Origin of the sequence: Pseudopedobacter saltans DSM 12145 (assembly GCF_000190735.1) — a bacterium.
GTDB classification, from domain to species: Bacteria; Bacteroidota; Bacteroidia; order Sphingobacteriales; family Sphingobacteriaceae; genus Pseudopedobacter; species Pseudopedobacter saltans.
Genome location: NC_015177.1, coordinates 4,345,772 through 4,368,793, shown reverse-complemented (window position 1 = coordinate 4,368,793; position 23,022 = coordinate 4,345,772). Strand labels below are relative to the sequence as shown.

26 protein-coding genes, 1 tRNA gene and 1 riboswitch are annotated in these 23,022 nt (G+C 35.9%); of the genes, 14 read left to right on the top strand and 13 right to left on the bottom strand.

The window, feature by feature from the left end; genetic code table 11:
• The first annotated feature begins 29 nt into the window (after window positions 1–29).
• Complete coding sequence (trhO, locus tag PEDSA_RS18390; RefSeq protein WP_013634676.1) at window positions 30–977, top strand: oxygen-dependent tRNA uridine(34) hydroxylase TrhO; 948 nt, start codon at window positions 30–32, stop codon at window positions 975–977.
• A gap of 311 nt (window positions 978–1,288) precedes the next feature.
• On the top strand, window positions 1,289–2,401 hold the full coding sequence (gene cfa, locus PEDSA_RS18385) for a cyclopropane fatty acyl phospholipid synthase (RefSeq protein ID WP_013634675.1): 1,113 nt from the start codon (window positions 1,289–1,291) through the stop codon (window positions 2,399–2,401).
• A gap of 332 nt (window positions 2,402–2,733) precedes the next feature.
• Here the strand turns inward: cfa and PEDSA_RS18380 are convergent, their stop codons facing one another.
• On the bottom strand, window positions 2,734–3,129 hold the full coding sequence (locus PEDSA_RS18380; RefSeq protein ID WP_013634674.1) for a hypothetical protein: 396 nt from the start codon (window positions 3,127–3,129) through the stop codon (window positions 2,734–2,736).
• A gap of 248 nt (window positions 3,130–3,377) precedes the next feature.
• On the opposite strand from PEDSA_RS18380, the gene PEDSA_RS18375 reads away from it, so the two are divergent.
• Window positions 3,378–3,749 carry a BlaI/MecI/CopY family transcriptional regulator gene (locus PEDSA_RS18375; RefSeq protein ID WP_013634673.1) on the top strand — a complete coding sequence of 124 codons (372 nt, stop codon included), beginning with the start codon at window positions 3,378–3,380 and terminating at the stop codon, window positions 3,747–3,749.
• A gap of 1 nt (window position 3,750) precedes the next feature.
• On the top strand, window positions 3,751–5,094 hold the full coding sequence (locus tag PEDSA_RS18370; RefSeq protein ID WP_013634672.1) for a TonB family protein: 1,344 nt from the start codon (window positions 3,751–3,753) through the stop codon (window positions 5,092–5,094).
• 32 nt (window positions 5,095–5,126) lie between these two features.
• Here PEDSA_RS18370 and trxA read toward each other — a convergent pair whose 3' ends face one another.
• The 10 genes from trxA to PEDSA_RS18325 form a co-directional block, all read right to left on the bottom strand.
• Window positions 5,127–5,423, bottom strand: coding sequence for a thioredoxin (gene trxA / locus PEDSA_RS18365; protein ID WP_013634671.1), 297 nt, complete (start codon window positions 5,421–5,423; stop codon window positions 5,127–5,129).
• The gene (locus PEDSA_RS20320) at window positions 5,410–5,580 is read right to left on the bottom strand and encodes a hypothetical protein (protein WP_013634670.1); all 171 of its coding nucleotides are present in this window, start codon (window positions 5,578–5,580) and stop codon (window positions 5,410–5,412) included. The genes trxA and PEDSA_RS20320 overlap by 14 nt, the downstream gene beginning before the upstream one ends.
• A gap of 18 nt (window positions 5,581–5,598) precedes the next feature.
• Window positions 5,599–6,066 carry a DUF6691 family protein gene (locus tag PEDSA_RS18360; RefSeq protein WP_013634669.1) on the bottom strand — a complete coding sequence of 156 codons (468 nt, stop codon included), beginning with the start codon at window positions 6,064–6,066 and terminating at the stop codon, window positions 5,599–5,601.
• Between the two features lies 1 nt (window position 6,067).
• Window positions 6,068–6,634 carry a YeeE/YedE family protein gene (locus PEDSA_RS18355; protein ID WP_013634668.1) on the bottom strand — a complete coding sequence of 189 codons (567 nt, stop codon included), beginning with the start codon at window positions 6,632–6,634 and terminating at the stop codon, window positions 6,068–6,070.
• On the bottom strand, window positions 6,631–7,338 hold the full coding sequence (locus PEDSA_RS18350) for a rhodanese-like domain-containing protein (RefSeq protein ID WP_052305808.1): 708 nt from the start codon (window positions 7,336–7,338) through the stop codon (window positions 6,631–6,633). Before PEDSA_RS18350 ends, PEDSA_RS18355 begins: the two co-directional genes overlap by 4 nt.
• A 2-nt stretch (window positions 7,339–7,340) precedes the next feature.
• Window positions 7,341–8,753 carry an MBL fold metallo-hydrolase gene (locus tag PEDSA_RS18345; RefSeq protein WP_013634666.1) on the bottom strand — a complete coding sequence of 471 codons (1,413 nt, stop codon included), beginning with the start codon at window positions 8,751–8,753 and terminating at the stop codon, window positions 7,341–7,343.
• Between the two features lie 233 nt (window positions 8,754–8,986).
• Window positions 8,987–9,784: a sulfite exporter TauE/SafE family protein gene (locus tag PEDSA_RS18340; RefSeq protein ID WP_013634665.1), complete on the bottom strand. Its 798-nt coding sequence runs from the start codon at window positions 9,782–9,784 to the stop codon at window positions 8,987–8,989.
• Between the two features lie 5 nt (window positions 9,785–9,789).
• A complete protein-coding gene (locus tag PEDSA_RS18335; RefSeq protein WP_218916226.1) occupies window positions 9,790–10,089 on the bottom strand; it encodes an ArsR/SmtB family transcription factor in 300 nt (99 codons plus the stop codon).
• Window positions 10,090–10,230: 141 nt separating this feature from the next.
• Complete coding sequence (locus PEDSA_RS18330) at window positions 10,231–10,878, bottom strand: HAD family hydrolase (protein ID WP_013634663.1); 648 nt, start codon at window positions 10,876–10,878, stop codon at window positions 10,231–10,233.
• Between the two features lie 237 nt (window positions 10,879–11,115).
• Window positions 11,116–12,168 carry an AI-2E family transporter gene (locus PEDSA_RS18325; protein ID WP_245546785.1) on the bottom strand — a complete coding sequence of 351 codons (1,053 nt, stop codon included), beginning with the start codon at window positions 12,166–12,168 and terminating at the stop codon, window positions 11,116–11,118.
• Between the two features lie 120 nt (window positions 12,169–12,288).
• On the opposite strand from PEDSA_RS18325, the gene PEDSA_RS18320 reads away from it, so the two are divergent.
• The 10 genes from PEDSA_RS18320 (at window position 12,289) to PEDSA_RS18275 (ending at window position 21,151) form a co-directional block, all read left to right on the top strand.
• Window positions 12,289–12,375 (top strand) — tRNA-Ser (locus PEDSA_RS18320).
• A 2-nt stretch (window positions 12,376–12,377) separates the two neighbouring features.
• Window positions 12,378–12,443, top strand: a riboswitch (Fluoride riboswitch).
• A gap of 30 nt (window positions 12,444–12,473) precedes the next feature.
• On the top strand, window positions 12,474–13,781 hold the full coding sequence (locus tag PEDSA_RS18315; RefSeq protein WP_013634661.1) for a voltage-gated chloride channel family protein: 1,308 nt from the start codon (window positions 12,474–12,476) through the stop codon (window positions 13,779–13,781).
• A gap of 180 nt (window positions 13,782–13,961) precedes the next feature.
• A complete protein-coding gene (locus PEDSA_RS18310) occupies window positions 13,962–14,450 on the top strand; it encodes a c-type cytochrome (RefSeq protein WP_013634660.1) in 489 nt (162 codons plus the stop codon).
• A 31-nt stretch (window positions 14,451–14,481) separates the two neighbouring features.
• Window positions 14,482–16,449, top strand: a complete 1,968-nt coding sequence (gene nosZ / locus PEDSA_RS18305; RefSeq protein WP_013634659.1) for a Sec-dependent nitrous-oxide reductase — start codon at window positions 14,482–14,484, stop codon at window positions 16,447–16,449.
• A gap of 241 nt (window positions 16,450–16,690) precedes the next feature.
• The gene (locus tag PEDSA_RS18300; RefSeq protein WP_013634658.1) at window positions 16,691–17,305 is read left to right on the top strand and encodes a hypothetical protein; all 615 of its coding nucleotides are present in this window, start codon (window positions 16,691–16,693) and stop codon (window positions 17,303–17,305) included.
• Window positions 17,286–17,738 carry a nitrous oxide reductase accessory protein NosL gene (locus PEDSA_RS18295; RefSeq protein WP_013634657.1) on the top strand — a complete coding sequence of 151 codons (453 nt, stop codon included), beginning with the start codon at window positions 17,286–17,288 and terminating at the stop codon, window positions 17,736–17,738. Before PEDSA_RS18300 ends, PEDSA_RS18295 begins: the two co-directional genes overlap by 20 nt.
• The gene (nosD, locus tag PEDSA_RS18290; protein WP_013634656.1) at window positions 17,708–18,958 is read left to right on the top strand and encodes a nitrous oxide reductase family maturation protein NosD; all 1,251 of its coding nucleotides are present in this window, start codon (window positions 17,708–17,710) and stop codon (window positions 18,956–18,958) included. Before PEDSA_RS18295 ends, nosD begins: the two co-directional genes overlap by 31 nt.
• A gap of 74 nt (window positions 18,959–19,032) precedes the next feature.
• Entirely contained in the window at window positions 19,033–19,752 is a 720-nt protein-coding gene (locus PEDSA_RS18285; protein WP_013634655.1) for an ABC transporter ATP-binding protein, read from the top strand.
• A gap of 153 nt (window positions 19,753–19,905) precedes the next feature.
• A complete protein-coding gene (locus PEDSA_RS18280; protein ID WP_013634654.1) occupies window positions 19,906–20,673 on the top strand; it encodes an ABC-2 transporter permease in 768 nt (255 codons plus the stop codon).
• Window positions 20,674–20,776: 103 nt separating this feature from the next.
• Window positions 20,777–21,151 (top strand): group III truncated hemoglobin, encoded by a 375-nt coding sequence (locus PEDSA_RS18275; RefSeq protein ID WP_013634653.1) that lies wholly within the window; start codon window positions 20,777–20,779, stop codon window positions 21,149–21,151.
• A gap of 112 nt (window positions 21,152–21,263) precedes the next feature.
• On the opposite strand, the gene PEDSA_RS18270 is transcribed toward PEDSA_RS18275, so the two are convergent.
• Together PEDSA_RS18270 and PEDSA_RS18265 are read right to left on the bottom strand one after the other, a co-directional pair.
• Entirely contained in the window at window positions 21,264–21,644 is a 381-nt protein-coding gene (locus PEDSA_RS18270) for a GxxExxY protein (RefSeq protein ID WP_013634652.1), read from the bottom strand.
• A gap of 153 nt (window positions 21,645–21,797) precedes the next feature.
• A complete protein-coding gene (locus tag PEDSA_RS18265; protein ID WP_013634651.1) occupies window positions 21,798–23,015 on the bottom strand; it encodes a hypothetical protein in 1,218 nt (405 codons plus the stop codon).
• Between the last annotated feature and the right edge of the window lie 7 nt (window positions 23,016–23,022).

Genomic DNA, 23,022 nt, shown 5'->3' with positions numbered 1-23,022 from the left:
AACACTGTTTACAGCAGTATCAATGGTTTATGAAAGCTTACCAAACACTCTTATATTACTGTTATAGCCACATCGAGGATGCGGAACAGTACGCTGCAGATCATCTTAAATTTTGTAAAAACTTAGGTTTAACCGGAAGAATTATTATTGCCGACGAAGGCTTAAACGGAACTGTTTCAGGCACAGTAGACCAATGCCAGAAATACATGGACTATATCTATGCGGACGGACGCTTTAATGCTACCGAATTTAAAATAGATGAAGTAGACGAACCTTCTTTCATGAAAATGCATTGCAGATACAAAGCAGAAATTGTACACTCAGGTCTGCGAGATCCAAATATTATAAATCCTACAAAGAAAACTGGAAAACATTTGGAACCAGTTGAGTTTATGGAAATGAAGGATCGTGACGATGTAGTAATTTTAGATGTAAGATCTAACTACGAGCACAAGATGGGCAAGTTCAAAAATGCGGTAACTTTAGATATTGACAATTTTCGGGATTTCCCAGCTATGATTAACCAATTGGCGCAATATAAAGACAAAAAGATATTGACTTATTGTACTGGGGGTATCAAATGCGAAAAAGCTTCCGCACTATTGTTACATGAAGGATTTAAAGATGTATATCAACTACATGGAGGTATCATCAAATATGGAAAAGAGACTGGCGGGAAAGATTTTGATGGAAAATGCTATGTTTTTGACAATAGAATCGCGGTAGATGTAAACTCGGTTAATCCAGAAGTTGTTTCCGTTTGCTATAACTGCGGCACTAAAACTACAAAAATGATCAACTGTGCGAATCCGGAATGTAATGAACATTTTACCCAATGCGAGGAATGCGGATGGAAAATGGATGGCTGTTGTTCTGATTCTTGTAAAGAACACCCTCGTAAAAGACCTTACGACGGAACAGGTTATTATGTAAAAGTTCCTATGCCGGTGAATAAGAAAGATATCACTTTAGCTTAAAGTGGTTTAACCACAAAGAGCAATAAAAATACACAAAGGGCACAGAGTATAAAAACTTTGTGCCCTTTTTAGTCTCAAACCTATAATTAAAATAAACTCTTTATAGCCTTTTTCTGGTAAGACATACTATATTGCTACTCCCACTATACCAGCACTTTACTCCCAGTATACTCCCACCTTACTTGCACTTAGGCATATCTCATATAAACTGATAAGTGTTAAGGTGCTTACAATTATGATATATGCCGATAGTCTAAAATACAAATTGAAGTCAAACTTTTACCTATTACCTATTGTTTTATAAATCTACCATGAATAGTCAGTCATTTATTGAACAAACATTAACCGAAGCCGGAATTACCGTCAATGGAGAAAACCCATTTGATATTCAGATTAATGACAATCGATTTTACAAGAGAGTTTTAAAAGACGGTTCTTTGGGCTTGGGTGAATCTTATATGGAAGGCTGGTGGGATTGCCGGGCTCTGGATGATTTTTTATATCGAATTATTCAGTTCGGCGGAGAAAAGAAAGTTAAAACCAACATTAATTCCATATGTCTGGTGCTTGCTGCAAAATTATTTAACCGGCAATCACTAAAAAGAGCAACTAAAGTAGCCAGAAAGCATTACAATTTGGGTAATAATCTTTTTGAGCACATACTTGATAAATATATGATGTACTCATGCGCTTATTGGAATAAAGCTTCAGATCTGGATCAGGCGCAGGAAAATAAACTTGATTTAATATGTCGAAAACTAAAACTTTCTCCCGGCCATAAAGTGCTTGATATTGGCTGCGGCTGGGGTGGCTTTGCTCAATTTGCTGCTCAAAATTATGGCGTACAAGTTACTGGTGTTACCATCTCATCCAATCAAGCGGAATTAGCGAGTAAGCGTTGTGCCAATCTCCCTGTCGAAATTAAACTAAAAGATTATCGGGATATCGCTGAAAAATTTGATCGAATAGTTTCTATTGGGATGTTTGAACATGTGGGGACTAAAAATTATCCGGTATTTATGGATGTAGTACACCGTAACCTAAAAAATGATGGTATTTTCTTATTGCATTCGATTGGAGGTAATGAAAATCGGATTACAACTGATCCCTGGATTGATCGGTACATATTTCCAAACAGCGTAATCCCATCCCCAAGTCAGGTATCCGCCGCATTCGAAAAACAATTTACTTTGCAGGATTGGCACAACTTCGGCCATTATTATGACGACACTTTAATGGAATGGTTAAGAAAGTTTAAAATAGCCTGGCCCGCCATAAAAAATCAATATGATGATCAGTTTTATCGCATGTGGGAATATTATCTAAACATTTGTGCGGCTTCTTTTAGAAGTGGAAAAAATCATCTGTGGCAAATTGTATTAACCAAACAGTGTTATAATATAAATTACCAGTCAGTACGTTAATCTTCTTTTTGACGGCTTATATTGGTATCAAATCATAAAAAAACTGTGCCGTGTCAACCATATTTTATCCGGCTTCCCAACTTGTCGAAGCATCTGCAAATGACCATAGAAAAACTTCAGAGCTTGTTCCGCCCAACAGGAGTGACAACGCATATGGCATTTTATCGCTGACAGGGCACTGCCACTAACTGTCCAAAGTATTCAGCGATAGCGTCACTCCGGATTAATTAATAAACAGGAGGTTTCAAGTCCATTTTATAATTCACTAGGTGAACCTTTCTCACAACTCCTTCAAGACACAATCAGCAATAAAGTGTTTAAAGACTTAATATTTAATCACTCTTCGAACTTTTCAGCAAAGAACAATTTTCATCTACTAAATCAAAAACAATCGCATATTGGGGTAAGGGACCACAAACAGCTGGCATAATTTGAGGGTCGGGCTTAGATACATTACTCACTTTTAGAAAAAAAGTGCTGCCATTTTTATATTCCTCAGACATAATATTCGTACTATAAGCCTGTTCATACTTTATACCATTTCCCTCCATCCAGAAAGATTGTGGTAGAACCGGATTACCAGCAACAATTTGAACAACTGTACCACAAGTACTGTTATTGCTTATTAATCTGGCTTTATAACAATTTTCTACAAGGTTGTCTGATTTATCACAACTAATAAACAAGCCAATACAAATTGCCAAAGTAGTAATAATGATATTTTTCATTTCAAAAATAATTAAGTTATAAAACACTATCTGTAGCCGCTATAACTCTACAATTTCCGTCTATAAGAAACTACTATTCATATTTAGCTAATAGCTCAATTTAAGAATTTATTATAAAAACGACAAAAACCATCAGCATATAGGTCTTTTCCACATAAAGTTTGATTTCTTAACCAATTAACAAATCATAATTTAAATCAACTAAATAATTAGTTTTAACTTTATATAAGAGATATAACTAATAAACTATGGACATCAAAGAGTTAACAAAAGCCGAAGAACAGATTATGCAGGTGATCTGGAAAATTGATAAAGGATTCGTAAAAGATGTAATAGAAGAATTACCAGAACCGAAACCCGCATATAATACCGTATCTACTATTATCAGGATTTTAGAGACCAAAGGCTTTCTTTCACATAAAAGCTATGGGAAGACGCATGAATATTATCCAATTATTAGCGAAGAGGCTTATAAAAGCTTCGCCTCTGAAAAACTGCTAAGCAATTATTTCAATAATTCTGTAGAAAGTCTTTTCTCATTCTTTGTAAAAAAACAGAAAATCGATATAAAGGAAGCAGATGAAATCCTAAAATTGATTGAAAAACTAAAAGAAAAATAACATGAGTATAACCAATTATATACTACTCAGTAATGTTTATCTTACTATATTCTATGTATTTTATATCATTGCACTTAAACAGGAGACCTTTTTTCAACTTAATAGATTTTATTTGTTAAGTGCAGCTGTGTCCAGTTTTATAATTCCATTTATAAAGTTAGATTGGATATATTCATTTTTTGGATCTAGCAATGTAGATAATGGTTTAGCTGAAATCGAACTTCAAATTAATAATAGTCTGCAATTAAAATCTCAATCTACAGGAATGCAGCTTGGAGATTACATGCTGGGAATTTATATTATTGTTACTGGTTTCCTTTTCGTCCGATTTGTTTGGAACCTGGCTAAGATCTTATTTACATTAAAAGCCAGCAATATACCTGGAGCATTTTCCTTCTTCAAGCTTATACAGATTTCTGATTCATTAGATGATAAAAAGGAAATTATTACCGCACACGAAATGGTTCACGTCAGACAATTACATTCTCTTGATGTAATTCTATTTGAACTATTAAGGATTTTCAACTGGTTTAACCCGATCGTTTATTCATACAAAAATCAGATTAAAGAAGTGCATGAATTTATTGCCGACCGGGAGATGATTCTTAATGGAATCGCCAAAGACGATTATGCCAAACTACTCTTTGAGAAAACTTTCATGCCTTATCATAACAATCTAATCAATACATTTTTTAACCAATCACTATTAAAAAAAAGAATTATGATGTTACAAAAGCAAAAATCAAAAAGAGTGGCCATATTGAAATATGGTCTTTCTACGCCACTTTTTATAGTAGCGTTAATGTTATCTTCATCAGTACTTGGCAGAAATAATACGGTTAAGCAAGTGATGAAAAAAATAGAACCGGCGGTTTTAAATCAACTTTTGGAAACTAAAAAAAACATTCTGTTAGACAATAACGACCGAAAACCCGATGAATTAAATAACAGAGAGTCAAAATTACCTGGCAACTCTATCAAATCAAGACCGGAGAGTAATGAGGAATTAATTAATGTAGACACATTAACGCCAGGTACTGTGAAGAAAACGGACCCAGCTTTTCCCGGAGGTGCTAATGCTTTATACAAGTTCCTTTTCGAAAATTTAAAATACCCGGAAGAAGCCAGACAAAAGAATATCAATGGAAAAGTTGTAGTTTCATTTAATATTGAAGAAGATGGTACTATAAAAGATTTGAAGGTAATGAAAGGACTTGAGGAAAGTTTAGATCAGGAAACTTTACGGGTAATGGCATTATCCCCCAAATGGATCCCTGGAACGGTTAATGACAAACCCGAGAAAATGAGTATTACAATACCTTTTCAATTTGGAACAAGAAATTAAATCATAAAAGGGACCAAACGTCCCTTTTATGATTATTTATTCGCATCAATAACCCTCTTCAACTCCCCCGCCGGCACTACTCCACTTTGCCGCCATTTCACTTCTCCATCTTTAAATAAAATCAACGTCGGAACCGCCATAACATTTAAAGCATTTGCCGCCTGTTGATTCTTATCTATATCGATCTTAATAATTGTAGCATCTTCTCCAACTTCTTTTTTTAAACCATCAAGAATAGGAGCCATCGCTTTACAGGGACCACACCATTCTGCAAAAAAATCCACTAAAACCGGTTTTCCGGAATTTATAATTTCTTTAAAATTTCCCATATTTTATTTTCCTTATCAACGTTACAATAGAACCCACATTTAATGCCAAATAAATTACAATCACTAATAACATTCCTCTGGTCTTCCCAAATCTGAAACCTGCTATCAATAAAAGTGCTATAGCAATGAAATGCCTGTATAATTTAAACCTGGTCATGTATATCAAAAATACATTTTATAGCGGAAGTTTATCTCTTAAAAATCCATAAAACCACGTTCCCGCCACAGCACTTAAAAAGGTAATACCCACAGCTAAATATCCATAGCCAAACTGTGCGAAGATTGGCCCCGGACACGCTCCGGTGATTGCCCATCCCAAACCAAATATCAAACCTCCGTAAATCTGTCCTTTATTAAATTTTTTGGGATGTAGAATAATATCGTCTCCGCTAAAAGTTTTCACCTTAAACTTCTTGATAATAAACAACGATATTGCAGCTACAGCTATTGCTGTTCCAATCACTCCAAACATATGAAATGATTCGAATCTAAACATTTCCTGAATTCTAAACCAGGAAACAACTTCGGTTTTGATAAATACAATTCCAAAAAAGACACCTAACACCAGATATTTGAAATTAGCAGTAAAAGACACTTTGTCTCCTGTTTCCGGATTTGCTTTTTCTATCTCTTTCGTTCCCATTTTAAAATAGTTTAAAAATCTGTGGAATAATAAACCAAGTGGAGATGATCCCGCCCACCATAAAAGCAATGGTAGCTACCAAAGAAGGCCACTGCATATTGGCAATTCCCATAATAGAATGTCCGCTCGTACAGCCCCCGGCATATCTTGTACCAAAGCCAACCATAAAACCTCCGATAACTAAAAATATCAGTCCCTTTAATGTAAATATTTGATCGACACCAAAAATATCTTCAGGAAGAATCCCACTGAAGTTTTTTATTCCCAATCCTATGAGATATGCTTTTGTACTTTCTGATATTTGCACAGGTTCAGGATTTTTAAAGAATAAAGCGGTAATTATACCTCCCAGAAAAATACCAAAAACAAAAAACAGATTCCAGCTTTCCTTCTTCCAGTTATATTGAAAAAAAGGAATTTTAGCCGGCATACAAGCGGCGCACATATGTCTTAAAGAAGACGATATTCCGAAGAATCTGTTCCCCATTAATAATAAGGCAGGGACAACCAATCCTACCAAGGCCCCACCAACATACCATGGCCATGGCCTACTTAAAAACTCTATCATTTACTTTCTATTTTTAAATTTTTATTTGCTTGGATAGCCTTATAACCACCTTTTACATTTACTACATTTTTAGCACCCTTCAGCTGCAATAACGAGACGGCAATCATGGATCTGTATCCAGAAGCACAGTAGACATAGAATGTATTTTTATTGTGTATTTCCGTCTCCCAAACTGGAAGATCCGATAAAGGATTATTTAAAGCTGTTATCAAATGTCCTTGTTGATATTCATCTGGTTTTCTCACATCAATTATCCGTTTATTTTTACGAGAGATTACTTTTTCCAGATCTCCTGCTCCGGCTTCTTTTACTTTATCAAGCTTTTTTCCCGCTTTAATCCAGGTATCAATCCCTCCTTTCAGAAACCCTTTAACATGGAAATATCCGCTTTTTCCGAGTTTTTGTAGAATCTCTTTTTCTTTTCCTTCATTGGCAATAACCAATAAGAATTGATTTTTATCAGGAATAGCAGTAGACAACCACGTGTCAAAAGAACCATCAATCCCTAAAAAGACAGATTTTCTGATATGTCCTTCTGCAAATTCTTTAGCCGATCTTGTATCAAGTACAACAAATGAATCGCTTTCCAAAGCATTCTCAAATGTTGTTAAATCTAGTGGAAGGGGCACTAAAATCTCTTCCGCATTGCTTATTGAAACTTTGCATAATAGCAAAGAGATGAATATTACAATTATATTTTTCATATTTAGTTTCTCTTTGATGGACACGAGAAATCAGTAGTTTTTAATCCTGATTCATTTTTGATAGCGGAATATCCTCCTTTAATATTCACGACATCGTCAAAACCTCTGGCTTTTAAAATCGAAGCAGTAATCATCGATCTATATCCACCGGCACAATGCAGATAATACCTGTTATTTTTGTTAATATCTCCCATCCAATCATTAATGAAATCAAGCGGCTTATTGCCTACTCCTTCCACATGTTCAGCCTCATATTCTCCCGGCTTCCTAACGTCAATTACATTCAGCTCGCTTTCTTTTGCCAATGCGCCAAACTTCTGTGCCTCTACCTCATCTACTTTATCAGCTTCTTTTCGTGAAGCCAACCAGGTAGCAAATCCGCCTTTTAAATAGCCTATAGTATAATCGTATCCAACCCTGGCCAATCTTTTTACTGTTTCTTCCTCCCTGCCTTCAGGAGTCACCAACAAAATTGGCTGGTGTAAATCGGTAATTAAAGCCCCTACCCAAGGAGCAAATTGTCCGTCTAGTCCAATAAAAATGGCGTTTGGAATAAATCCTTTTGCAAATTCCTCCGCTGATCTTACATCAAGGATCAAGGCTCCAGTTTCGTTAGCGGCTTGTTCAAATTGCTCGGCATCCAAAGCGTGTAACCCTCTTTCAAACACAGCATCAATAGAATCGATACCTTCTTTATTCATCTGCGCATTTTTCGAGAAATACTGTGGTGGCGGTAAAATTCCCGTGGTAAGCTCCTTAACAAATGCCTCTTTTGAGATATTACTTAGCGCATAATTACTTTTCTTCTGATTTGCCAATGTATCAAAAGTCTCTTTACTCATATTCTTTCCGCATGCAGAACCTGCACCATGAGCAGGATAAACCAGCACATTATCATTCAAGGGAATTATTTTAGTTCTTAAAGAATCATACAGATCTCCTGCCATTTCCTCTTCTGTTTTATTTGCAGATTTCTGCGCTAGATCTGGACGGCCAACATCACCTATAAAAAGTGTATCTCCGGTAAAGACACAATATTGCTCTCCGTTTTCATCCAAACACAAATAACAAGTGGATTCCGGGGTATGTCCAGGTGTATGCAAAGCTTTTATCGTAATGTTTCCCAACCTAAACTCTTCTCCATCTTTCGCAATATATGCGTCAAACGATGGTGACGCTGTTGGCCCGTAGACTATTGTTGCGCCTGTTCTTTTGGCCAGATCAACATGACCCGACACAAAATCGGCATGAAAATGCGTCTCAAAAACATATTTTATCCTTGCTCCGGCAGCCTCTGCTTTTTTAATATACGGAGCTGTCTCCCTTAATGGGTCAATAATAGCTACTTCTCCATTACTCTCGATATAATAGGCAGCTTCTGCCAAACATCCTGTATATAATTGCTCTACTTTCATCTCTTTTATTTTTATTAGTTAGTTTTTTTGACGCCTTCGGCAAATATCTGTCCTGGTAGTTATTAGTTCATTGGTATCATTAGTAGATTTACTATGTGCCAGGAGCAGCCATTCAGACATTTTAGAGACTATCGATCATCGTCTATCGACAACCAGTCTGCTATCCCGCGACTTCGGACATCTTTCAACATTAAAAACCAAACACTAAACATTCTCTTCGTATTAATTCTTTTTTAATTAAAGAAATCAAACATTATTACTACTGCCACAGCCATTACAAACCATGCAAATACCGATTTTAGCCTTTTTGGATTTAACTTTTTCCCCAGATATACGCCTACCAAAACTCCTACACTTGAAAATAATGAGAACTCCAGTAAGTAAGACCAATTGATTTCTGACAGGTGAGAAAAGTCTCCCGTAAAACCAACGAGCGAGTTTAAAGCGATAATCAATAAAGATGTACCAACAGCTAAGTGAACAGGAACTCCCATAAACAACGTAATTGCGGGTACGATCAGAAAACCTCCTCCTGCTCCTATTAATCCCGATAATACCCCTACAATAATCCCTCCGATTACCGCGGCTTTAAAATTGGGATCTATATATTGGATATGCCCTTGCGTTTGTTCTTTAAAAAACATCATTTTAATCGAGCTCAAAATCATAACAACAGCAAAGAAAAACATGATTGCAGTATCTTTACTTAGACTCCATCCTCCTATCGACAATATCGTATCTGGTAAATTATGTATTACAAAATGTCTCACAAGCCAAACGCTTATCATAGATGGCACTGCAAATAACACCGCAAGCTTAATATCTACCAACTTTTCTTTGAAATAGCTAAGCATACCTATCAACGAAGTTACCCCTACAATAAATAAGGAATATCCTGTAGCCGAAACGGGTTCTATTTTTGCGATATAAACCAGAATTGGAACTGTTAAGATAGAACCTCCCCCTCCTGTTAGCCCTAAAAACAAACCCACCAACAGTGCTAAACCATATGTCAACAACTCATTTTCCACAGCAACTACATATTACAATTACATTTCTCTATACATTCTAATAAGCCGACAAGCTCCTTTTCTTTCAAAGAATAAAACACCTGTACACCTTGTTTTTCCGCAGACAATAAACCTTTCAGCCTCATATTATTTAAATGATGGGAAACCAAAGATTGCTCACAATCCAGAGCGACACAAAGTTCATTAACGCTCATCTTCGTAGTTCCAGACAATAATTCTATCACCTTAAGCCTGATCGGATGGGCTACGGTTTTTAAGATAAAAGCAGCTTTCTCTAATTTTTCCGGGGATAATTTAATTTCCATATTCAAATATATGAACATATTATCATATTTACATATAAAAGAATAAACAAATACATTTGAATGACAAAATTCATTATAAACACAAACGGCTTTTCTGAGTAGAAAAGCCGTTTAAATTGATATTTACGCAGTTAATTTAGTCTACAAAAGTGGTAAACCTCGATAATCTGCAATAAACTTCACAACATTGTTGTATTGCTTAAAATCTTCTTCAGGATGTAATGTAGTGATACACAAGGCATCCATTGTTGCATTTTGAGCTGCTTCAATCCCTTTTGGTGCATCTTCAAATACCAAACACCTTTCGAATGGGATATCTAATTGTTCTGCGGCTTTGGTAAAAGTTTCGGGATCTGGTTTACTTTTATGTACGTCATCTGCACTTACTATGGCACCAAAATACTTCCTTAAATTCAAATTATCCAGAACAAAATCTATATTAAAGGGGATGGCTGCTGACCCAATTGCCATTTTTATTCCGGCCTGATATGCTTTCTCCAGAAACATATCCAATCCATCTATCAATTTCAGATGGGGGCGAAATTCGTCCTGATATCTTTTTTCTTTATCCAAAGAAATACGGTCCATTTCTTCCTGAGTGAAATGGCCTTTTCCAAATACCCTCTCCAAAAGTTCTGCATTTTTACCGTACATCTGTAACACTACTTCATCATATGTCAGATTTGCGCCCAAATCTTTATTTAAAATACTTTCCCATGCTCTTGCATGAAAATGCATGTCGTCAATAATTGTTCCGTTTAAATCAAATAAATAAGCTTCGTATTTCATTTTATAAGGGTTTCCAAAGAATCAAGACTCAAATGTAGCATAAAGTATCAAGACTCGGTGGCTATGCCTTGTTAACTGCTCAACAAATAATGGATAACCTCCAGGTATATAACTTCATTCAACATTAAAAATCGAACATTCAACATTGATTAGGTACCAAGATGTCAAGTCGAAAGATAGAAGACCGAAGTTTGGATTATTTATAAAATTTCAATTTTTATTTTCAATACTCTTTTATTACTTCTTCGTTTCTTCACCAAGTAGCATTCCCCATGGCTTCAGTTCGTCTACCCTATCAAAGACTATCTTCATTACAGCAATTATCGGAATAGACAAAAACATACCCGGAATTCCCCAAATCATTTCACCAATAAAAACACCTAAGACAGTTACGAAAGCATTTATTTTCACCTTCGACCCTACTACTGTTGGCAAGAGAATATTACTGTCTAAAGCATGGATACCTATTAAAGCAACTATAACTATCAGCGCTTTTGAGAAAGTAGCCGTTGTAGCGAAAGTGATCAATGCACTTAACAACATAGCAGTAAAAATACCAATATACGGTATGATATTTATTATACCGGTTAAAAGCCCCAATAAAAAAGCATATTTAATTCCGATAAGCCACAGCACCAAACAGGTAATCGTACTAACGATTACTATCTGAATCATTAAACCTATCAGGTATTTACGGATAATATACTGAACTTGCTCTAAAACTTCATGAACTATATTTAGATGTTTTTCTTTAAAAACTGCTGTAAGGAAATCAACAATAAGTGTTCTGTACAATAGAATAAAAAAAGTATAGATAAAAGTAAAAACTAAAAACAACAATATTGATGATATAGAAAGTACCGTTGCACCAATAACCACCGTCGATGATGACAATAATTTCTTCGCAGCATCTGTTAAGTAATTAAGCTGATGGGATCTGTCGATATTGAAAGTCTTTGCTACCCAGTCCTGCGAACTGTCAATAGCATAAATTACCTGCTCCTTAAATTGCGGCCAATCTTCGCTTAAAGATCTGAATTGAGTTCCCAGCAAATAAAATATTCCCAAAATAATCCCTAGAAAGACGATTACGGATAAAATGCTGGCCAGTCCTCTAGGAAGCTTGCATCTTTTTTCGAAAAACCTGCACAGTGGATAAAGAAGTATAGCAAACAGGAAGGAAAAAATTAAAGGTGATAGTACTTCCTTTCCCAGAACCGCAATGTACACCAACGCTATTAATGCCACAAGTACCATTGCCAATTTTTGATAAAAGGGCGGTTGTTTCATAGAAGTATCCATAAGCTTTATTTCAGTTCACTAAATAAGTGCTATTTAATAAAAATGTTTTAAAAATTAATATCGATTTTTTTTTAGTGCAATTATAATTACATTTGCAGCCCAGCAAACAGAGAGGTGTCCGAGTGGTTGAAGGAGCTACCCTGGAAAGGTAGTATACGGGTAACCGTATCGAGGGTTCGAATCCCTTCCTCTCTGCATAATCAAAAGGAAATGGTGTTCTTCCTTACCCAACCGCTTTTTAAGCTGATGACGCCTGATTAATGAAAAATATAAATATATTAGTCAGGATAGTTATGTCAACTAGCAAAAGAACATTAAGCCAAAAAACTGGAATAAAACTCAGAAGCTTCTTTAGAAAATTCCCAGGCGTACCTTACATATTTAAATGGTTATTGATAAGCCTGATTATTGGCCTATGTATAGGGACAGCTTCTGCATTATTTCTTAAGTCTTTAAATTGGGTAACTGAGTTTAGAGAATCTCACAAATGGATCATAGCCTTATTACCTGTAAGTGGTTTCTTTAGTGGTTTACTATACCATTATTTTGGTAAAAATGTAGAAGCCGGCAACAACCTGTTGATAGACAATATACATAATCCTGATAAGATTATTCCCTTCCGAATGGCTCCTTTAGTTTATTTGGGAACTATAGCTACTCACTTTTTCGGAGGATCGGCTGGTCGGGAGGGGACTGCCATACAGATGGCTGGTTCTATTGCTGACCAGTTTAGCAAGCCTTTAAAACTAAATTCCGAAGACCGAAAAATATTGCTGATAGCCGCAATTTCGGCAGGTTTCGGATCTGTTTTTGGAACACCGCTGGCCGGAGCAGTTTTCGGACTTGAGGTTTTTCTAATAGGGCGCATACGTTATAATGCTATTTTCCCTGCATTTGCGGCGGCAATTCTTGCTGACTGGGCTACCAATATTTGGAATGTTGAACATACGCATTACCATATATCTATTGTTCCAAAAATAGAATTACTGCCAATAGTATATAGTATCATAGCTGGAATCGCATTTGGTATATGTGCGGCTACTTTTAGTAAAACAATACATTGGGCCAGCGCTTTATTTAAAACAAAAATCAAATACGCTCCTCTCCGACCTGTACTTGGTGGTTTTATTGTCGCACTGGCAGTCCTAGCTTTAGGAACAACCCGATATATTGGTTTAGGCATTCCTGTTATTTTAGAATCTTTTGAACAACAAGCTCCGTTATCTGACTTTGCACTAAAAATGGCATTCACTATTGTTACCCTTTCCGCCGGTTTTAAGGGAGGCGAGGTAACTCCTCTTTTCTTTATCGGTGCAACTTTAGGTAGCGCTCTTTCCTTCTTTTTACCACTTCCGTTTAGTTTATTGGCAGGAATGGGTTTTGTTGCTGTTTTCGCTGGTGCCACCAACACTCCTTTGGCGTGTATGCTAATGGGGATAGAACTATTTGGAGTAGAATGTGGAATTTACGTTGCTATTGCTTGTGTAGTTTCCTATCTGCTTTCTGGTCATAACAGCATTTATACCAGGCAACGGATTGGAGAAGCCAAACATCAAAGATTGAGACATCACTCCAATAAAAGTGTTGATGAGATAGAATAACTTTTGTCCACACTTCACATTAATTAAAAAAGACAGATTTAAAACTAATTAATTATAAAATTTCCAAAAAATAAATACTACACAAACAAAAGCTTTCATTAGTTGTTGTGATTACAATCATAAACCAAAGAAAATATCTCCAGTACATTTGAGTCATAATTTAATTTAATTGATATAATAATGAACAGGACAATTATCACAACCGCTATTTTGTTGGCTACTGTTTTATTAATTGGTTCTTGTGGCGGGGGCAATACTACCTCGGAATCAAAAAACACCGTGGCTGAACAAGCTACATCTACAACGGGTAAACCTGATTACGATCCTTCCAGAGGAGAAGGAAAGTTTAATGATTCCAACGTGAAAGCCGGACCACTAGACGCTACTTTGGCGGCTCGGGGAAAAGCTATTGCTGCCACCAAATGCAACTCCTGCCATAAACAAACTGGGGAAAAACTGGTTGGACCAGGCTGGAAAGGTGTTACCGAACGCAGAAGTCTGCCATGGATCATGAACTTTATTACCAATCCTGATCAGATGATAGATAAAGATCCTGAACTACAGGCACAACTGGAAATATGTCTGGTACGTATGCCAAATCAGAATCTGTCTGATGATGAGGCCAGAAGCATAGTAGAGTACATGCGTCAAAACGATGGTATAAAATAATAGTATCGAATAACCCTTTAACCTTACTGTAATGTTAAAAAACAGAACAATACTTTATATCTTGTCTGTCCTCCTTCTGATGGCAGCATGTAAACCAAAAGGAGCGGGAGATGCAGTAAATAGCGATGCCGCCTCTAAAGTTTATGTGGCCCCTGGGCAATACGACGAGTTCTATGGATTCGTTTCTGGAGGATTCAGTGGTCAATTATCTGTTTACGGTTTTCCTTCTGGCAGATTATTAAAAGTACTTCCTGTATTCTCGCAAAACCCTGAAACTGGTTACGGATATAGCGAAGAAACCATTCCTATGCTGAATACTTCTTACGGATTTGTTCCTTACGATGATTTGCACCATGTACAGATTTCACAGACCAATGGTGAAATGGACGGTCGCTGGGTATTTGTAAATGGAAATAACACACCCAGAGTAGCCAGGCTAGATCTTAAAACCTTTAAAACCGTTGAGATACTGGAACTACCTAATAGTGCTGGCAACCACTCTTCCCCTTTCTTAACTGAAAACACAGAATACGTGGTTGCAGGAACTCGCTTCAGTGTTCCTGATGATGGTGTAGAATACCCTATTCATACCTATAAAGATAACTTTAAAGGAACTATCAGCTTTATTAGTGTAGATAAAGATAAAGGCGATATGAATATTGCTTTTCAACTGGAGGTTCCAGCATTAAACTTCGACTTAAGTCATAGCGGTAAAGGACCAAGCAGTGGATGGTTTTTCTTTTCTACTTACAACACAGAAAAAGCTTATACACTCTTAGAAGTCAATGCTTCCCAAAGGGACAAAGACTTTATTATGGCTGTAAATTGGAAAAAAGCCGAAGAAATGATTAAAGCTGGTAAAGGGAAAAAGAAACAGGTAAAATATGCACACAATAAATGGGATGAACATAAGCATTCTGCAACATCCGAAATTAAAAACGAAGTGTTGGTACTTACTCCAGACCAATTGAAAGATGTGTGTTACTTTATCCCTTGTCCAAAATCACCACATGGGACAGATGTTGATCCATCAGGTGAATTTATTGTTGGAAGTGGTAAACTGGCTGCTTTACTGCCTGTATTTGCATTTTCAAAAATCAAAAAAGCTATCGAAAACAAAGACTTTGATGGCGAATACGATGGATTTAATGTCTTAAAATACGAATCAGTATTACATGGAGAAGTAGAAAAACCAGGTTTGGGTCCTTTACATACAGAATTTGACGATAAAGGAAATGCTTATACATCTTTCTTCGTTTCTTCTGAAATTGTAAAATGGAATGTAAAATCATTGCAGATATTGGACAGAGTACCGACTTATTACTCTATCGGACACTTAACTGTGCCGGGCGGAGACACGAAAAAACCTTATGGAAAATATGTAGTCGCTTATAACAAAATTACCAAAGACCGCTATTTGCCTACCGGACCTGAACTTACACAAAGTGCTCAGTTATATGATATTTCAGGAGACAAAATGCAGCTATTATTAGACTTTCCTACCATTGGGGAACCGCATTATAGTCAGATCATTCCTGCAAGTATCATCAAGGATAATTCTTTGAAATTCTATAAAATCGAAGAAAATCAACATCCGTATGTTGCAAAAGGTGAAGATCAGACTAAAATTACCAGAGATGGAAATAAGGTACATGTTTACATGACATTGATAAGAAGTCACCTGACTCCTGATAATATTGAAGGCATCAGAATTGGAGACGAGGTTTATTTTCACGTAACCAATTTAGAACAAGACTGGGATTTACCTCATGGATTTGCCATAAAAGGAGCTAATAATGCCGAACTATTGGTAATGCCGGGTGAAACACAAACCTTAAAATGGATTCCTAAAAAAACAGGCATTACTCCTTTTTACTGTAGCGACTTTTGTAGTGCGCTACATCAGGAAATGTCTGGCTATATCAGAGTATCTCCTGCCGGAAGTAATACTCCGCTAAGATATGGTACGGGTGAAAAAGCTCCGGGACCACTGAATTGATTAACACTCAGATTGAGCCAACAAACTCAATGGGCAAACAATATGAAAGACGTTGGAGAGATTGCCACGTCGTACCTCCTCGCAATGACAAACAGCTTCGTCATTGCGAGGAATCGAAGCAATCTTATTATCAAACATTTGTAACAACACGTTAATTGTAGCAAACAAAAATCAGCCTGGTTTCCAGAAAACTCCAGCTATCAAAGCTCTGATATATGTAAATCCCGATAAGCAAAAGAAAATGAACCAAGTAGAAAAGAAAAAAACGGGTCTGTTGCAGATCACAAAAATACTCTCCGCTATCTGTGGAATAGCACTGGCAATAGTCATTTTTGTACCTATATGGAAGATCGAGCTAAAAGCCCCGCAATACCCAGAGGGATTGTCAATGCATATCCATGCCAATAAATTATCAGGTGATGTAGAAATTATCAATGGATTAAATCATTACATAGGCATGCGAACTTTGCATGCAAATGATTTTGTGGAGTTTACCGTCCTACCTTATATTTTCGCCACATTCTCTTTGTTGGGTTTGCTGACAGCTGTAATTAACAAAAGGTGGTTCTTTACATCATGGGCAACGTTATTTTTTCTTTTCGCTATTGTTGCGATGGTTGACTTCTACATCTGGGAATACGACTATGGTCATAACCTTGATCCAAAGGCACCAATACAGGTACCCGGCATGAGCTATCAACCTCCTTTAATCGGATTTAAGCAATTGCTCAATTTCGAAGCCTTTTCTATTCCCAGTACAGGTGGTTGGATTATGTTAGGTGTAGGATTATCTCTGGTATTTTTACTATTCAAGGAAATTACAAACTCAGGAAAAAATGTTCAGGCACATATTTAAAACAGGTTATTTTCTATTTATTTCGGCACTATTTGTTCTTTCTTCTTGCAGTACAAAACCGCAGCCAATACAATTTGGAGTAGACAATTGCGACTTTTGTAAAATGACCATCAGCGATCAACGCTATGGCGCCGAACTGGTTACTAAAAAAGGTAGGATTTTCAAGTTTGATGACATTCACTGTATCAAGGGATTTATAGAAAACGAACAGGTAAAAGACGAAGATATAGCAGGATTATGGCTTGTAGATTTCTCAAATCCCCAAAAGCTGATTCCCGCAAAACATAGCTATCTATTTTTCTCGGAACAGCTAAAAAGTCCAATGGGATCTAATATCGCAGCTTTTGAAAATACTCAGGAAAAAACAAAAATTCAGGAAAATTATTCAGGAACCGAAATGAAATGGGACGATTATTTAGCACAGCATCATTAATTATTATTTTTTTAGTCCTCTGTTTTACAGAAGATGTAAAAGCGCGGAAACTGATTGTATCCAGTCAATCGGGGTTTAAGAGTATAACCAAGGCTTTACAAGAGGCACAAGATGGAGATACCATTTTAATAAAAACAGGTGTATACCGCGAAGGCAATCTGAAAATCAATAAAAAGATTGTACTTATCGGAGAATCCCTTCCAGTTATTGATGGTGAAAATAAGTATGAAAATTTATTGATAGAAAGTGATGCGGTATTGATAGATGGTATTTTATTTAAAAATTCGGGAAGTTCCAGTTACATGGATGTGGCTGCATTAAAAATCCAGAATTCAAAAAACGTTATTGTACGTAATTGCCGTTTTCAGGATAATTTTTTCGGCATACATTGCATGAATTCCAGCTTTTGCACCTTCGAGAATAATCAACTTCAATCGGGAAATATTAAAGGTAAACCTGCTGCAAATGGCATACATTGTTGGAAAAGCAATCACCTCAAAATCGCTAATAATCATGTATCAGGACATAGGGATGGTATTTATTTCGAGTTTGTCACAAAATCTAAAATAGAGAATAATCAAAGCATTGGCAATAAACGCTATGGATTACATTTTATGTTTTCTCATGATGATATCTACAACCATAATATTATCAAAAAAAATGGTGCTGGTGTAGCCGTTATGTACAGCAAACGGGTAAAGATGTATAATAACACCTTTGCCGAAAATTGGGGGAATGCAGCATATGGCCTCTTGTTGAAAGAAATCATGGACAGCCATATTGAGAATAATATATTCCAAAACAATACCATAGCTGTTTTTGCTGAAGGAGCAAATCGTATTAAAATGATCAAAAATAGGTTCGAAAAAAACGGATGGGCCTTACAAATACAAACCAGTTGCAGCGATGCATACATCAGCCTGAACAATTTTATAGGTAATACTTTTGATGTAGCTACTAATGGTAATCTGGTGATGAAGTATTTTGACGAGAACTATTGGGATAAATATGAAGGTTATGACCTGGACAGAGATGGATATGGCGATATACCACACAGACCGGCCACATTTTATTCGATGATTATTCAAAGGAACCCCGGTGCTTTAATGTTATTCCGAAGTTTTTTTGTCAAACTGATGGATAAGGCGGAGACCATGTTTCCTAATTTAACTCCCGAAAGTCTAAAAGATAATAAACCAAGAATGGGAAAAATAGGTTGAGTGGAAAGATTAAGGTTGAGATTAAGAGTAGAAAGTTAAAAGCACTAACTAACCACCTAACAACTAAATAAAAAATGATAGGAATAGAAGGCATCAACAAAGCATTTGGAAAATTTGAGGTCCTCAAGAATATAAATCTTGATCTCGGAGGTGACAATATTATCGCTCTGATAGGAGCTAACGCGTGTGGTAAAACTACATTAATTAAAACCATATTGGGAATGGTTATTCCCGACTCTGGTAAAATTTCGATAAATGGGATTGAAATCAGTAACCAGTGGCAATACAGAAAGCTAATTGGATATATGCCTCAAATAGGTCGCTATCCTGAAAATATGAGGGTTGGTCAGGTATTGGAAATGATAACTGACTTAAGAGGCAGTGAGACCCAAAATATGGATGAAGAGTTATATGAAGGTTTCAAGCTAAAAGATATCCTAGACAAGAAAATGGGAACACTGTCGGGAGGCACAAGACAAAAAGTAAGTGCTCATCTTGCATTTCTGTTTAACTCACCTATTTTGATTCTGGATGAACCCACAGCCGGATTAGATCCTCTATCATCCTTTTTATTAAAAGAAAAGATACGGACCGAAAAGGAAAAGGGAAAATTGATATTGATTACTTCACACATCCTAAGTGAACTGGACGATATCGTTAGTCAGATTATTTATATGGAAGAAGGAGAAGTCATTTTTGATAAGTCTATCCATCAATTGAAAGAAGACACACAAAAATCCCGGCTGTCTGAGGCCATTCCGCATTTAATGAAATTAAAATTAGAGAAAGCATAAGTTAGCTAACCACAGAGTTTAAAAAAATAATGTTTAATGAAGTGGCAGAAGCACAAGAACGAAAGCGAGGAGCTAAAATCTAAAGTGACATACTGAACTAACTAAGTCAGTTTATTGATACTAAACATCTTATACTTTAAAATAAATAAACAGATGAAAAAAGTAATTAAATACGTGATGCTGGATATTTTAAACAGCAAAATAATTATTGCCTATACTCTTTTTCTTTTCTGCTTTTCCATGGGTTTATTTATGATGGAAAATGTAGTTGAAAAAAGTATGGCCAGTTTACTAACCTTAAATCTAATTATAGTACCTATCATCAGTATTATTTTTTCTACCATTTACGTTTATAATGCAACGGAATTTATAGAATTACTTTCTGCACAACCTATAAAAAGAAAAACACTGTGGCTAAGTATCTTTTTTGGTCTTGCATCGGCATTCATATTGGCATTCGGTATAGGTTGTGGAATTCCTATTCTCATTTTTGCTTTCAATACTACCGGAATCACTTTGTTAATTACCGGACTATTCCTTTCAGTAATCTTTGTTTCCATAGCCTTATTATCTTCTGTTTATATCAAAGATAAAGCTAAAGGAATTGGTGTATCGCTGATGATCTGGATGTATTTCTCTATATTGTTCGATGGATTAGTCCTTTTCTTGTTATTTCAATTACTGGAATACCCATTAGAGAAACTGATTGTAGCACTTAGCATCTTAAATCCTATTGATCTGGCAAGAATTGTCACGCTTTTAAAAATGGATATTTCTGCTTTAATGGGTGCTACAAGCGCTGTCTTTAAACAAAGCTTTGCCGGAGCTGCTGGAAGCATCATTACTTTTATAGTTTTAGCATTATGGGTTATTGTTCCATTATGGTTTTCGACCAGAAAGTTCCAGAAAAAAGATCTTTAATCACTCGTGTCGTTCTTCGTTTATTGTTTGTCGTTTATCGTCTATCGAATAACAAACAACAACTATCGAAAAACGAGCAACGAACTTCGAATAACGAATAACAATGGATATCAGGAGCAGACAAGATATAGAAAATGTTATCAACCTATTTTACGATAAAATTAAAACTGACAAAACACTTAGTTTTTTTTTTACAGAAGTAATACAGGTAGACTGGCCAAAGCATTTGATTGCCATGGCTGATTTTTGGGAGAATGTGCTTTTCTTTACGGGTGATTATGAAGGTAATCCTCTCGAAACACATAAAGGTATTTATCAGAAACAAAAAACAGAATTGGTACATTTTGAAAGATGGCTGAAGATTTTCTACCAAACCATAGATAAACATTATAAAGGAGCAAATGCAGAAAAAATGAAAACACACGCCAAAGGCATTGCATCAGTTATGCAAGAACAGTTGAAAAAGGGAAATGTCTGAATCACGGATGACAGGCTGATTAAATGATTTCACGGAAACCTGCATAGCAAAACACTATGCCAATCAAAATCTGAGTAATCCGATAATCTTTTTAAATCCGTGATTCCAACGACTACAACACTACTCTTTTAAAAGTTAAACTTTTACTTCCAAAGTTGACAAGCAGCCCTACTTCTAATTTATAAGCTTTTAAATAATTTAGGATTTGAGCTAAATGTACATCCTCTAATTGTATAATTGCCTTCAATTCTACTAGTACTTTTCCGCATACGACAAAGTCCGCTCTTCGGGTACCTATAGGTTCTTCCAATTCTTTATAGTAAATATATTGGTCTACTTCTCTTGCGAACTCTAAACCTATCTTATGCATTTCATAAGTCAATGCTCGCTGATAGATTACTTCCTGAAAACCGTTTCCCAGAAACTTATGAACTTCAAAAGAAGCTCCAATAATTTTTTCTGTTATATCTTTATATTTTAAATTGATAGTCATGCAAAAAGTAAAAAAACCTACCTTACAATATTAAAGTTAATCTTTTTTATTCGTCTAAATCACGGATGATACAGATTAAATGATTACACGGAAACTGGTATCCATTATAGAAACCATCACGTAAGGCAAATCTGTGTAATCAGGCAATCCTTTTTAAATCTGTGATTCTGATAATATTTGCGAAAGAAACATTCCTAAAGCTCCGCCAAACAATATTATAGCAGTTGCAAAAAGCGATTCGTTTATATAGGGGATCAACACCAGGAAGAAAGATGCAACACTTTGTATTCCTAAGAAAACTTCGTTGGCAATAACTCCAATTACAAATAAACAGATGGTGACTTTAGCTATTTTATTCAAATACATCCACTTATTGGCAAACATATAGCCTATAAAAAACAGGGAAAAACCACCTAGTAACACCAGATGCAAATACGCAATAACTATAGATCGCATCCCAAAAACAAAATGGCTAAGCTGAGGAACAACTGAAATCGTCTGGAGCACAAACTTGAGAGTAATAGCAATTGCCGAAATATAAAACAACAATACTACTGGTTTAGGAACATTGGTACGCTTTTCTCCAAAAATGCAATTAATTTTAGCCAACATTACCAGCCAAACAATCAATTGAGCCAGTGCCGCAAAAACAGCTATCGAATAAAGCCACACAGGCAATTTTACCCAAAGTACAGAAAGTAGAAATGTAGGGATAATGGTCATTAAAAACCAACGAAAATATCGTTGGAAAGCTGTATCAATTTTTGGCAGACTATGAATAACTAAAGCCATTAACCCAAAGAAAAACCAGCCATTATACTGAAAATGCAGATAGTAATATACCGAAGCCAGGTAAATATCCTGTTGGATATGCTTTGTAGCCATCATGTATCCCAACGAAAGGGGACCAACAGCTGAAACGATATTCAACAGTAATCCGGCTACTGCCCATGCCCTCGCTGGTAATTGAGAAGATAGTGTTTGGGTATCTCTGATAAACAACCAGGCATATACTAGGGCTATGATGATTGAAAGTGTTGAGAAAACAATAGAAATATTGCCGTATGCTTGCCTGGTAAAGAAAATCAGCATACCAAAAGCAGAAACTAAATTAGCAGCTATAATTAGTTTATATTTTTTTTGCTTAATTACGTCTGTCCGATCTTTAATAATCAGAAAAAGCCCAAAATATAGTAAATGATTTATCCAACCGCTAAACGCAAAATGAGAGTGTGCATGCAGTAGGTTCTTTTGTTCAAATAAAGGAAAATCAAAGGCAATTTTGTAACGCATTAATACGCCATATAATGCTACAAGTGTTAAATTGAACAATGCAATTTTACACCAGTTACCTATAGTATTATCTCTCATTTTACCA

Bases quoted from the DNA above. Each gene is read 5' to 3' on its own strand.
- PEDSA_RS20320 (WP_013634670.1), bottom strand. From the start codon at position 5,580: ATGACCAGGTTTAAATTATACAGGCATTTCATTGCTATAGCACTTTTA.
- PEDSA_RS18300 (WP_013634658.1), top strand. From the start codon at position 16,691: ATGAACCAAGTAGAAAAGAAAAAAACGGGTCTGTTGCAGATCACAAAA.
- PEDSA_RS18355 (WP_013634668.1), bottom strand. From the start codon at position 6,634: ATGATAGAGTTTTTAAGTAGGCCATGGCCATGGTATGTTGGTGGGGCC.
- PEDSA_RS18380 (WP_013634674.1), bottom strand. From the start codon at position 3,129: ATGAAAAATATCATTATTACTACTTTGGCAATTTGTATTGGCTTGTTT.
- PEDSA_RS18275 (WP_013634653.1), top strand. From the start codon at position 20,777: ATGGATATCAGGAGCAGACAAGATATAGAAAATGTTATCAACCTATTT.
- nosD (WP_013634656.1), top strand. From the start codon at position 17,708: ATGGGACGATTATTTAGCACAGCATCATTAATTATTATTTTTTTAGTC.
- cfa (WP_013634675.1), top strand. From the start codon at position 1,289: ATGAATAGTCAGTCATTTATTGAACAAACATTAACCGAAGCCGGAATT.
- PEDSA_RS18335 (WP_218916226.1), bottom strand. From the start codon at position 10,089: ATGGAAATTAAATTATCCCCGGAAAAATTAGAGAAAGCTGCTTTTATC.
- PEDSA_RS18310 (WP_013634660.1), top strand. From the start codon at position 13,962: ATGAACAGGACAATTATCACAACCGCTATTTTGTTGGCTACTGTTTTA.
- nosZ (WP_013634659.1), top strand. From the start codon at position 14,482: ATGTTAAAAAACAGAACAATACTTTATATCTTGTCTGTCCTCCTTCTG.
- PEDSA_RS18330 (WP_013634663.1), bottom strand. From the start codon at position 10,878: ATGAAATACGAAGCTTATTTATTTGATTTAAACGGAACAATTATTGAC.
- PEDSA_RS18345 (WP_013634666.1), bottom strand. From the start codon at position 8,753: ATGAAAGTAGAGCAATTATATACAGGATGTTTGGCAGAAGCTGCCTAT.
- PEDSA_RS18375 (WP_013634673.1), top strand. From the start codon at position 3,378: ATGGACATCAAAGAGTTAACAAAAGCCGAAGAACAGATTATGCAGGTG.
- PEDSA_RS18295 (WP_013634657.1), top strand. From the start codon at position 17,286: ATGTTCAGGCACATATTTAAAACAGGTTATTTTCTATTTATTTCGGCA.
- trhO (WP_013634676.1), top strand. From the start codon at position 30: ATGAAAGCTTACCAAACACTCTTATATTACTGTTATAGCCACATCGAG.
- trxA (WP_013634671.1), bottom strand. From the start codon at position 5,423: ATGGGAAATTTTAAAGAAATTATAAATTCCGGAAAACCGGTTTTAGTG.
- PEDSA_RS18285 (WP_013634655.1), top strand. From the start codon at position 19,033: ATGATAGGAATAGAAGGCATCAACAAAGCATTTGGAAAATTTGAGGTC.
- PEDSA_RS18265 (WP_013634651.1), bottom strand. From the start codon at position 23,015: ATGAGAGATAATACTATAGGTAACTGGTGTAAAATTGCATTGTTCAAT.
- PEDSA_RS18350 (WP_052305808.1), bottom strand. From the start codon at position 7,338: ATGAAAAATATAATTGTAATATTCATCTCTTTGCTATTATGCAAAGTT.
- PEDSA_RS18270 (WP_013634652.1), bottom strand. From the start codon at position 21,644: ATGACTATCAATTTAAAATATAAAGATATAACAGAAAAAATTATTGGA.
- PEDSA_RS18370 (WP_013634672.1), top strand. From the start codon at position 3,751: ATGAGTATAACCAATTATATACTACTCAGTAATGTTTATCTTACTATA.
- PEDSA_RS18360 (WP_013634669.1), bottom strand. From the start codon at position 6,066: ATGGGAACGAAAGAGATAGAAAAAGCAAATCCGGAAACAGGAGACAAA.
- PEDSA_RS18325 (WP_245546785.1), bottom strand. From the start codon at position 12,168: ATGAAACAACCGCCCTTTTATCAAAAATTGGCAATGGTACTTGTGGCA.
- PEDSA_RS18315 (WP_013634661.1), top strand. From the start codon at position 12,474: ATGTCAACTAGCAAAAGAACATTAAGCCAAAAAACTGGAATAAAACTC.
- PEDSA_RS18280 (WP_013634654.1), top strand. From the start codon at position 19,906: ATGAAAAAAGTAATTAAATACGTGATGCTGGATATTTTAAACAGCAAA.